The sequence below is a fragment of the Gammaproteobacteria bacterium genome, assembly GCA_022340215.1.
GTDB lineage: Bacteria > Pseudomonadota > Gammaproteobacteria > JAJDOJ01 > JAJDOJ01 > JAJDOJ01.
In genome coordinates this window covers 20,950-31,367 of sequence record JAJDOJ010000035.1, presented here as the reverse complement: position 1 = coordinate 31,367, position 10,418 = coordinate 20,950, and the positions used below count along the sequence as shown (strand labels likewise).

At 62.1% G+C, this 10,418-nt stretch carries 12 protein-coding genes; 6 read left to right on the top strand and 6 right to left on the bottom strand.

All coding sequences use genetic code 11. The features are described from left to right. Nucleotides 1-328 precede the first annotated feature (328 nt). On the top strand, nt 329-1,006 hold the full coding sequence (locus tag LJE91_02535) for a protein-L-isoaspartate(D-aspartate) O-methyltransferase (GenBank protein MCG6867628.1): 678 nt from the start codon (nt 329-331) through the stop codon (nt 1,004-1,006). Between the two features lie 291 nt (nt 1,007-1,297). On the opposite strand, the gene LJE91_02530 is transcribed toward LJE91_02535, so the two are convergent. The 3 genes from LJE91_02530 to LJE91_02520 are packed head-to-tail and all read right to left on the bottom strand — an operon-like array spanning nt 1,298 to nt 4,344. Continuing rightward, complete coding sequence (locus LJE91_02530) at nt 1,298-2,512, bottom strand: ABC transporter permease (protein MCG6867627.1); 1,215 nt, start codon at nt 2,510-2,512, stop codon at nt 1,298-1,300. 1 nt (nt 2,513) lies between these two features. After that, the gene (locus tag LJE91_02525; protein ID MCG6867626.1) at nt 2,514-3,191 is read right to left on the bottom strand and encodes an ABC transporter ATP-binding protein; all 678 of its coding nucleotides are present in this window, start codon (nt 3,189-3,191) and stop codon (nt 2,514-2,516) included. Beyond that, nucleotides 3,184-4,344, bottom strand: a complete 1,161-nt coding sequence (locus tag LJE91_02520) for an efflux RND transporter periplasmic adaptor subunit (GenBank protein MCG6867625.1) — start codon at nt 4,342-4,344, stop codon at nt 3,184-3,186. The genes LJE91_02525 and LJE91_02520 overlap by 8 nt, the downstream gene beginning before the upstream one ends. Before the next feature lie 303 nt (nt 4,345-4,647). On the opposite strand from LJE91_02520, the gene LJE91_02515 reads away from it, so the two are divergent. The 4 genes from LJE91_02515 (at nt 4,648) to LJE91_02500 (ending at nt 7,219) form a co-directional block, all read left to right on the top strand. Then, entirely contained in the window at nt 4,648-5,295 is a 648-nt protein-coding gene (locus LJE91_02515; GenBank protein ID MCG6867624.1) for a DUF6134 family protein, read from the top strand. Then, nucleotides 5,292-6,041 carry an SDR family NAD(P)-dependent oxidoreductase gene (locus LJE91_02510; GenBank protein MCG6867623.1) on the top strand — a complete coding sequence of 250 codons (750 nt, stop codon included), beginning with the start codon at nt 5,292-5,294 and terminating at the stop codon, nt 6,039-6,041. The genes LJE91_02515 and LJE91_02510 overlap by 4 nt, the downstream gene beginning before the upstream one ends. Continuing rightward, nucleotides 6,038-6,496 carry a nuclear transport factor 2 family protein gene (locus tag LJE91_02505; GenBank protein MCG6867622.1) on the top strand — a complete coding sequence of 153 codons (459 nt, stop codon included), beginning with the start codon at nt 6,038-6,040 and terminating at the stop codon, nt 6,494-6,496. Before LJE91_02510 ends, LJE91_02505 begins: the two co-directional genes overlap by 4 nt. A 201-nt stretch (nt 6,497-6,697) precedes the next feature. Further along, complete coding sequence (locus LJE91_02500; protein MCG6867621.1) at nt 6,698-7,219, top strand: lipocalin family protein; 522 nt, start codon at nt 6,698-6,700, stop codon at nt 7,217-7,219. Here LJE91_02500 and LJE91_02495 read toward each other — a convergent pair. From LJE91_02495 to LJE91_02485, 3 genes are all read right to left on the bottom strand, one after another. Continuing rightward, on the bottom strand, nt 7,210-7,719 hold the full coding sequence (locus LJE91_02495) for a DUF3833 domain-containing protein (protein MCG6867620.1): 510 nt from the start codon (nt 7,717-7,719) through the stop codon (nt 7,210-7,212). The two genes, LJE91_02500 and LJE91_02495, sit on opposite strands and share 10 nt — an antisense overlap. Before the next feature lie 42 nt (nt 7,720-7,761). Beyond that, nucleotides 7,762-9,099, bottom strand: coding sequence for an MFS transporter (locus tag LJE91_02490; protein ID MCG6867619.1), 1,338 nt, complete (start codon nt 9,097-9,099; stop codon nt 7,762-7,764). A gap of 92 nt (nt 9,100-9,191) precedes the next feature. Next, nucleotides 9,192-10,118, bottom strand: a complete 927-nt coding sequence (locus LJE91_02485) for a cyclopropane-fatty-acyl-phospholipid synthase family protein (GenBank protein MCG6867618.1) — start codon at nt 10,116-10,118, stop codon at nt 9,192-9,194. Between LJE91_02485 and LJE91_02480 the strand changes: the two genes are divergently transcribed. Further along, on the top strand, nt 10,044-10,409 hold the full coding sequence (locus LJE91_02480) for a hypothetical protein (GenBank protein ID MCG6867617.1): 366 nt from the start codon (nt 10,044-10,046) through the stop codon (nt 10,407-10,409). The two genes, LJE91_02485 and LJE91_02480, sit on opposite strands and share 75 nt — an antisense overlap. The last annotated feature ends 9 nt before the right edge of the window (nt 10,410-10,418 follow it).

Genomic DNA, 10,418 nt, shown 5'->3' with positions numbered 1-10,418 from the left:
TCTCCGTCGCGTTGAGTTCCTCGCACAGTTTCTCGATCACCCGATCGGTGGCGGCGTTGGCGCAATGATGCAGTCTTACCGTCAGGGTCCGCGCATCGGGATCCGGTACCAGATCAGCCTCTGTGGTGTAGAGGGCACGTATGCAAGGAATCGCAACGCCGCCCGATCTCTACCTGCACTGGGAGGGGTAACGAATGTATTCTGTGTATGCGCAACATCAGAGGCAAACTTTCTCTCGCAGGGAGAACGTGAAGCGAACACCAAAGGAATTTCTCTTGACTCAACCGTCCGCGGAACCAGCGCACACCTTGGAGAGGATTGCAGGCCGATGAAGCTTGATGAACGCCAACGAATGATCGACGATATAGAGTACCATGTGCGCTATACGCGGTCGCTTATCGGCACGGATGCCCTAAACGAACGTGTCATGGAAGCGATGAGAGCGGTACCACGTCATGAGTTCGTTCCTCCGGACGCAAGAGCCTACGCCTACGCCAATGGTCCCGCACCGATCGGCCACGGACAGACAATCTCCCAGCCCTATATCGTTGCGTTGATGACCGATCTGTTGAACCCGGGGCAGGAAGACGTGGTTCTCGAGGTAGGTTCGGGCTCCGGTTACCAGGCCGCTGTGCTGTCTTTGCTGGTCAGGAAGGTCTACAGCATCGAAGTGATTGAGGATCTCGCGCAGCAGGCCACCAGGCGGCTAGCGAGACTCGGGTACACGAATGTCGAGATCTCCGTCGGGGATGGGCATTTCGGTTATCCCGAAAAAGCTCCGTTTGACGGGATAGTGGTCACGGCCGCCGCCTCGCACATCCCGCCGGCACTGGTCAATCAGCTCAAGGAGGGCGCCAGATTGGTGATCCCTGTGGGATTGCCATTCATGCCGCAGGAATTGATGGTCGTCGAGAAGGGCGAAGGCGGCACAACGACGACCCGCGACGTATTGGGCGTGGCGTTCGTACCGCTGGTGGATAAAGGGGCAGTCCACAAGCCACAGTGAAAGTTGCGGCCATTAGGCGATTTCTGTCAAATGACATACCATCCTGCTTGTCTTTTCGTCCGTCCTCCGTGTTGCGACAACCGTGACATCGTTCGACGATGCGCCTGATGTCGCGCCTGGATGACGAACGAAAATCCGGCGCGATCTGGTATGCCATTTTCCGGCAATCGCCTAAGTGCTATCTAAGCGCACTTACGGGTTGCCCCGGTAATGACGACTGACGTAAACGGTAGTAAAGATATGGCGGACTTCAGATAGTTACGCCATAACCATCTGATTGCAAGGGAGTAATTATCGCCTTGATAACGCGAGGAGCGGGTCCAGCCGCGCGGCGCGGCGCGCCGGCATCAGGCTGAACAGCAAGCCGGTCAGCAGCGCCACGCCGGTCGCCGTCAGAAAGGCCCAGAGCGGTGCCCGGGCCGGAAACTCGGGGATCGCGTGACGAACCGCCAGGCTTCCCAGTTCACCGAGCAGCAATCCAGCCGCCGCCCCCAGGGCCGACAACAGAACGGCCTCGGACAGGAACAGCGTGACGATCTGCCCCTGCGATGCGCCCAGCGCCTTGAGCAAACCGATCTCCGCGGTGCGCTGTGACACGGCGACCAGCATCACGTTCATGATCAGTATCCCCGCCACGGCCAGGCTGATCGCGCCGATACCCGCCACCGCCCAGGTCAGCGCCCCCAGGATGCGATCGAAGGTGCTCAACACCGCGTCCTGGGTTATCACGGTGACGTCCTTCTCGCCCTGATGTCGCTCCTGGAGCACTTCCGTTACCTGCTTCTTGACCGGCTCGATCGCCTCACGGCTCCTCGCCTCGATCAGAAGGCGGAACAGCGACGCGGTATTGAACATCTGCTGGGCCGAGGCGACGGGAATGATGACAGTCTCCTGCACGTCGACTCCAATCGAGCGCCCCTCGGAACCCATGACGCCGATGACGCGAAACCGCCGGTCGCCGATTCGAACCCATTCCCCGAGGGCACGCTTGGCGCCGAACAGTTCGTCCCGGATCTTGCCACCGATCACGGCGACCGGCGCCGACTGGTCGAGAGCCATCTTCGGCAGGAAACGACCCTGCCGCACTTTCCAGTGCCGGATCCCCGCGAGATCGTGACTGGAGCCCAGGATGACGGACTCGCGAGAACGTCCCTTCCAGTTGACGTCGGCCGAACCGACATTGATCGGTGCGACACGCCGCACACTGCGGCTGCGCAGCAGCGCCCGGGCATCGTCCAGTGTCAGGTCCCTCGGGGTCTCTCCCATCATCGTCGTGGGGCTGATCCCGGCGGTCTCGGAACGGCCGGGGATGACGATCACCAGGTTGGTGCCGAGCGAGGAAAACTCGCCCATCACATAACGTCGCGCGCCTTCGCCCAGGGAGGTGAGCACGACCACGGCGGACACCCCGATGGCCATCGCGATCAGCATCAGCACGGTCCGGGACGGAAACCCCCGCAGCGACCCGACCGAGTACCGCAGGACATCGGCGCCGCGCAGCTTCATCTCACCCCGGACCCCGATCGCGGCTCAGTCGGCCGTCCATCATGTGCAACTGGCGCCGGGCTCGCCGACCCATTTCCGCGTCATGAGTCACCATGATCAGTGTGATGCCCCGATCGTTGAGCCCTTCGAGGATGCGGATGACGTCCTGGCCCGATTTGTGATCAAGATTACCCGTCGGCTCGTCCGCGAGCAGCACCCGTGGATCGGTGACGGTGGCCCGCGCGATGGCGACCCGTTGCCGCTGGCCGCCCGACAACTGCTCTGGCTTGTGGTGACTCCGGTCGGTCAGATTCAGGTCTTCGAGTGCGCGGGCAACGAGTGGCCGGCGCTGCTGGGGCGCCAAGCCCGCGAGGATCAGTGGCAGCTCGACATTTTCGGTTGCGGTGAGACGCGGCACCAGGTGAAACATCTGAAATACGAAACCGATCTCCCGGTTCCTGACCTCCGCCTGCCTGATGTCACTGAGCGAGGTGACATCCTGACCGTTCAACCGGTAGGTCCCGGAGCTGGCCTGGTCCAGGAGACCGAGCAGATTGAGCAGCGTCGACTTGCCCGAGCCGGAGGGCCCCATGATGGAGACGTACTCCCCGGCCTCGATCTCGAGGCTGACATCGTCAAGGGCATGGACCGTCTGGTCCCCCACCCGGAAGTCCCGGTGGATGCCCTCGAGCTCAATCATCGACCTGCGCTTCACGCACGGCGTGCGCGCCGTCCTCGACGCCCTCGCGTTCCACCGAAACGACGACCTCCTGTCCTTCGTCCAGCCCCGCAGACACCTGGGTCCACTCCCAGTTGCTCAGGCCGACGCCGATCTCCCGCTCCTCCAGCAGTCCGTCGTCCGTCAGTACCAATACCCGGTTCCCCTCCATGATCGCCTCGGTGGGGATTCGCAGGGCCCTGCCGGCTTCATCCAGAACGACCTCGACATCGGCACTGTAGCCGGGCAGCATATGGCGGCAGTCCTCACGGCAGAGAAAATCGACCTCTACCTCGACGGTACGCGCCTGCTTCTCCACCTCCAGGACATAGGGCGCGATACGGCGCACCCTGCCCTCGAAGACCTGATCGGCCATCGCGTCCAGCGAGATCCCGGCCTTCATGCCGACCCGGATTCGCGGGGCATCGACCTCGTCGATCGGCGCGGAGACATACAGGCAGCTCACGTCCACCAGATCCACCGTCGGGGGCGTCGGGATGCCCACTGGAGACGGCGTCACGAACTCGCCGACCTCTCCGTTGACCTCAGCCACGATGCCTTCGAAGGGCGCGGTAAGGCGCGTCTTGTCCAGGGCGGCCTGCACGACGTGAATCCTGGCTTGACTCACCTCGGACTTGGCGTGCGCGGCATTGCAGGCCGCCCGCAACGCGCGCGCCTCGCCGTCGGCCTTGTCGACAGCCTCCTCGGAGGTCAACCTGTCCTTCATCAGGCGGTTCTGCCGGTCGGCCTCGCGGCTCGCCACCTCGGCCTTGATACAGGACTGCCTGGCCGTGGCTTCCGCCGCCCTGGCCTCGCTGGTGGCCAGCTCCAGTTCGGCGTTCTGGTCCTCGTGCCACAGTTCCACCAGCAACTGACCGGCCTTGACCTCGTCCCCCTCCTTGACGCTTAGCTTGTCGATCTGCCCGCCGATGGAGGGCGAGATACCGGCGCGGCGGCAGGCCTTGATCGTCCCGGCCCGCGTGTTGGTCACGGTGTCCTGGACCGTCCCGAAGCCTACCGTTTCCACGGTGACCTCGACGGGCTTGTCTCTACCGACCCAGAGGAACAACGCCACGCCTGCGATAAGGATCGACAGGATAATCGTTGGAATCTCGTATCTATGTATGCTTGGCATTGAATCCGCCGATCGTCATGCTGACTTCCGGGACCAAGGCTAACACGGCGACGTAGCCGACAATCGGATATCCCGTGGTGGCGTCCGAGGCTGCCGGAACAACCAGGATTGTAGCCATTCTGCCGACTCGCCGATCGACCAGGCGAGGATCCGAACCGTGATCCACTACCACGGGTATTTCGTATTTCAATGTGAGGGGCGTGCAGAGGCGATCGATCGCCGGAGAAAACTCAGTTTCACAATGGACCCGGAAATATGAAATGTCGCAATAGACTTTGTGCTTTCGGAGCGAGGCGGTTCGGCATGGCCCTGCTCGTCTTCGCCGGTTTCGCCTCGAGCACCGTACAGGCAGAGAGTCGGCATTTACTGTTCGACATCCTGCGCAACGGCAAACCGATTGGCGAGCACGAACTGATGATCGAGCGCATGGGCAGCGAGACGCACGTGGTCGCCCGCTCCGCCATCGACGTCACCCTGCTCGGCTTCCCGCTCTACCGCATGCGCTACGAGGCCCGGGAACGGTGGGATGAGCAGGGAATTCGGGACCTGACGGTAGAGGTGGACGACGACGGCCGGGAAACCAGGATCGTCGGTCAGCGGCGCGAGGACCGGTTTTTCTGGTCCGATCTCGACGGGCGGGAATACAGCGTGCCGATGCCGGTGTTCCCGACCAACCACTGGAATCCGAAGGTTCTCGAAACAGACCGTGTCCTCAACACGCTCACTGGACAGATGAATCGGGTTAGTATCGCAACTGACGACGACGCGATCGTTAGAAAGACCAGATCGAACGCCGATACGGAACTCGATGTGTACCGGTATGAGGGCGATCTGAACCTCCAATCGTGGTATGACACCAATGGGCTGTGGCACGGGCTACGATTCAAGGGCCGGGATGGTTCGGATATCGAGTATGTCTGCCGAAACTGCGCCGACCCCACCATCCTGTGAGTGACAGCTGGCGCTCTGCCTGGATCACGGGCGCGAGCCAGGGCATCGGCAGGGCATTGGCGATTGCGCTGGCCGACGCCGGTGTCCGAGTCGCGGCATCAGCCCGGAGTGCCGGAGAACTGTATCGACTCGAATCCGAGCATCCGCCGATCACCTCGCATCCCCTGGACGTCACCGATCCTGAGATGACGGCCGATGCGCTGGACACCATCGAATCCACCCAGGGCCATGTCGACCTGGCCGTGCTCGGTGCCGGAATCTACGAGCCGATTCCGGGAGGGATTGCAGAGCCTTCGGTCTTTCGGCGGCACATGGAGATTAACTATCTCGGCGTGGTGAATGTCCTCATGCCCCTCCTCGCGCGAATGAAGACCCGCGGCACCGGGCAGGTTGCGATCGTGGCGTCGGTGGCCGGTTACCGCGGCCTGCCCAAGGCCGCGGCCTACGGCCCGACCAAGGCGGCGCTGATCAACCTGGCGGAAATCCTGCGCACGGAGTTCTCGGGCAGCGGCGTCGACATCCGGCTGGTGAATCCCGGTTTCGTATCCACCCGTCTTACCGCCAAAAACGACTTTTCGATGCCGGCAATCATGACGCCCGAGCAGGCCGCATCCCGCATCATCCGGGGGCTCCAGGGTACCGGGTTCGAGATCGCTTTTCCGCGCCGTTTCGTGGCGTGGCTGAAGATCGCCCGCGTGCTGCCGTACCGGCTCTGGCTACCGCTGGCTCGGCGAATGGTCGGATGACCGCTCCGGATGACAGTGTGGCGCGAGCCTGCGCCGAATGGACCGCGGTGTTCACCCGACTTGGCACGGACGGTGTCCCGTCGCCCGCACGCCTGGAACAACTGACGACCGAAGACGTGCGCTTCCGCGACCCGTTCAACGATCTGCGTGGCAGGGAGTCCCTGCATGCACTACTGGTACACACGCTGAAGCAGATACAGGACCCACGCTTCGAGGTCAGGGATACCGCCATCTCCGGACGCACGGCCTACGTGAAATGGGAAATGACGGGTCGCATCTCCGTGATCGGAGACTGGAAGGTCACCGGGATGAGCGAGTTGCAGTTCGCCGCAGACGGCCGGCTGAGGGCGCATCTGGATTACTGGGATGCGGCCACCGGTTTCTACGCCCGTCTGCCCGTACTGGGCGCGATCATTCGTTTTGTCGCCTCGAAGGCCTCGCCACCGAAACAGTAACCGCCCCCGTCTGCAAGCAGAAGATAGAGACATCGTTCTCGACGGAATCATCCCGACGGTAGATCTGCCCCTGTTACCCATGGCAGAGAGATCGAAAAGTTGACAACCGATAGACCCATGAATCAGGAAAAACCCATGTCTCCGATAGACCGCCGATACCTTAAATCCAGGTCCGCCAGCGTAAAAGTTCGCTGCTTGCTGATGTCAGCAGCGCTGTATTTACTCGCTGGATGCGTCGGTGTTCCAGACGGTGTCGAACCGGTCGAGCGATTCGAGCCCAGTCGATATCTCGGCAAATGGTACGAAATCGCAAGGCTCGATCATTCCTTCGAACGGGGCCTGACTCAGGTGAGCGCGACCTACAGCAAGCGTGAAGACGGTGGTATCCGCGTGGTCAATGAAGGCTACTCCATGGAATCGGGGGAGTGGTCCCGGGCGGAGGGCAAGGCGTTCTTTGTTCAAGGAGACGAAAAGGGATTTCTGAAGGTTTCGTTCTTCGGCCCATTTTATGGATCCTACATCATTTTCGACCTGGATCCGGATTATCGCTACGCCATGGTTTCCGGCCCGAACAAGTCGTACCTCTGGCTACTCGCGCGCACCCCCACGATCGATAAGGCAATCATCGAACAATTCGTCCGCAAGGCGAAGAGGCTGGGTTTCGACACGGATCAGCTGATTTACGTCGATCAGGGCGGAACGGATGTTGACGTTCAGGGCTGAACGTTCATCGCAGTCTGCGGCTTGGTGAAGAACAGCGTCACCGTACCGATCTCCAGGCCAAGTTTGCTGACCCTGGCGCGGTTGATCAGGACACCATCGGCCTGGAGAAACATCCAGTCGTCGAACTTCACACGCATCGTGCCATCGCCTAGCTTGAGATCCATGGTGTAGCGCCAGTTGACGGCATTGCCGGCGGTGGCGCCGACGGCCTCCCCGACGACATCCGCGGCCGTGCCGCTATAGGTGTTGTCACCCGTGCGACGGATGCGCCACGTCCGCTCATCCACTTCGCCGTCGGCGAATCGAAAATCCTCTTCCAGCTCCAGCACGTCACCCTTGACGTTTCCCTGTATGTCGGCCTTGAACTGGCGCCGGACCTTACCGAACCGATCCTCGAACAGGCCCCAGGCCATGGTCGATCCGGCAAAGTACTCGAACAGATCCAGACTTGGTTCCTTTCCGACGAAGTCCTCGGTATTCATGGTTCCACATCCAGCCATTGTGAGGGTCGCGAGCATCAGATTCAGGGTCTTCATCACTGTTCAGCCTGTGTCGAAGGGGATATCTCGACGCCGCAACCTTGTCGAGATCAGGGACTGACGGTCGCGTGTCAAGGGAAGGCGGAACATCAGCGCGACCGCCGTCAGTTTGAGTACGCAGGCCGGCAGTGCATAGATCACTGCCAGTGCGGTGATCGCGGCGGGTGCTGCCACCGTGTCTTCGAGCCCCATGGCCCCGAGCAGCGGCAGTACGATCAGCGCGGCCAGGCCAAGCGCGAGTTTCGCGGACACATTCCACAGCGAGAACAAGGCCGCGGTGCGGTTTCGCCTGAAACGCAGCCGGTCCCAGTCCGCGACGTCGGCCTGGATCGCCGGCGGCAACGCGAGGTCGGCGCCGAGACACAGACCGGTCGTCACGCAGATCGCCGCGAATGCCTGCCACTGACCGGCCTCGAGAAAGGCAGCGAACGCGAACGCCGGACAGGCGATCATCATTCCGAGACTCCAGGCCCGATGCTTGTTGAGTCGGCGGCTCAGGACGAGCCACAGCGGAATACCGGCCACGGCGCTGCCGAAATACAGCGCCAACAGCAGGTTCCTGGTCTGGTCTTCGACCTGCAGGACGTGGGTGCAGTAGAGGGGGAAAAGCACAGCCGGAATCGCGCCAGCCAACCCGTTCAGGAACCAGGCAGCGAGCAGTCGCACGAACAGGCGGTTGCCGGCGAGGCCGCGCCAACCGGAAGGGGCCGGCTCACGTGGCGCAGGGGGCGGAAGGCGGCGCAACAGCAGGTAGAAGGCGGGTACGCCGAGTCCGACCGCAAGCCATGCGAGACCCGACAAGCTCTGACGCTCGTCGAGGCCCACGCCGCCCAGTATCGCCGGCAGCGAACCGGAGAGGAGAATACCGAACAACACCGCACCTTCCCGGGCCGTGGTGACGTGGGTGCGTTGGTGATAGCTGTCGGAAAGCCGTGATCCCCAGGTCAGGTAGGGAATCTGTATCAGCGTCCACCCCAGGTACAGAAGCGCACTACATCCCAGCAGCCAGGCCGCCCCCAGGACCGGCCCCGGATCGGACGGCGGGGACAGCAGCAGCACCAGGCCAGGCGCGCCGAGCAATGAACCCGTCAGAATAAGCCGGGTGAGCCTCTTACCGCCTTCACGGTCGGCCAGCCAGCCGACGATCGGGTCCGAGACCACGTCCAGCGCTCGTCCGGCAAACAGCAGTACCCCGGTCAGGGCGAGGCCCAGCCCGACGGTCTCGGCGTAGAACGTCGGCAACAGCGTGAACACCGGAATCGTGGGTATCGCCGTCACCAGTCCCGGAAGCGCGTAGAAAAGCAGATGGCTGCGGGGCAGCTTGTCGGAGGTGTGATTCATTGATCAAGCAATCCGGTTCGCAGGCCTTGGATAACGACAACGACATCCGCGCAGCCGGACATCGTCTCCACGACCGGGATCAACCGGCGTGCTCATTCAGCGGGGCGACGGAAACGGTATATGCCGACGTCGATGGCACCGTTGCGAAACCCGGTCTCGCAATAGCACAGGTAGTAACTCCACAGACGGAAGAACCGATCGTCGAAGTTGAACGAACGTATATCCAACCAGGACCGCTCAAAACGACTGCGCCACTGCGCCAGTGTCCGTGCGTAGGACAGACCGAAGGTTTCCGCGTGTTCGGGGACGAGTCCGGCCGCCCGCGCCCGCCGATCGAGATGACCGCGGGTCGGAAGCATGCCGCCGGGAAAGACGTGGCGCTGGATGAAGTCGGGGTTGTTCCGGTAGTTCTCGAATCCCGCTTCGTCGATGGTGATCACCTGCAGGACTGCCGCGGCTCCCGGCTTCAGCCGTCGAAAGAGCGTACTGAAATAGTCCGGCCAGCGAGCCTCTCCCACCGCTTCGAGCATCTCGATCGATACCACGGCATCGTACTGCCCGGAACTGTCGCGATAGTCAGTCAGGCTCGCGCCGGCCTGTGCGTCCAGCCCCTCTGTCCGCATACGTCCGTTGGCGTAATCGAGCTGCTCCCGGCTCAGCGTCAAGCCGTCGACCTCACAACCGAGGCGGGCGGCATGCGCCATGAACCCACCCCATCCGCAGCCGATCTCGAGCACCTTTTTCCCCGAACCGATTCCGGCGATGTCGAGAATTCGCCGATACTTCCGCTGCTGCGCCTCTTCGAGCGGGATATCGTCGCTCTCGTAGAGCGCCGATGAATAGGTCATACTCGAATCGAGCCATTTTGTGTAGAAATCATTCCCCAGATCGTAATGAAAAGAAATGTTTCGCCTGGCTCCGCGGCGCGAGTTGTCACGCAGCCGATGAAAAAGACGATTGACGAGACGGGCCGGCGCCGTACCGTTCAAAAGTGTTTTCAGGCCGTCCAGATTGGCCATGACGAGCTGCATCATTCCCGTCAGATCCGGCGTATCCCAGTCTCCGTCGATGTAACTCTCGGCGAATCCGAGATCACCGCCGGTGAGGAGTCTCCGAAACGCCTTGTAATACAGGATATCGATCTCCGCCACCGGGCCCGCCTCCCGGCCCTCGAAATGGCGGGATTGACCGTCAGGCAGGCGAACCGTCAGTACGCCGCACCGAAGATGCCGCCAGACATGCATCAACACCTCCATCGAGGCGCGATCGGACCATCCGGCGCCAACGATCCGGGGGGTCTGGTAGGGTGACGGCAGGCG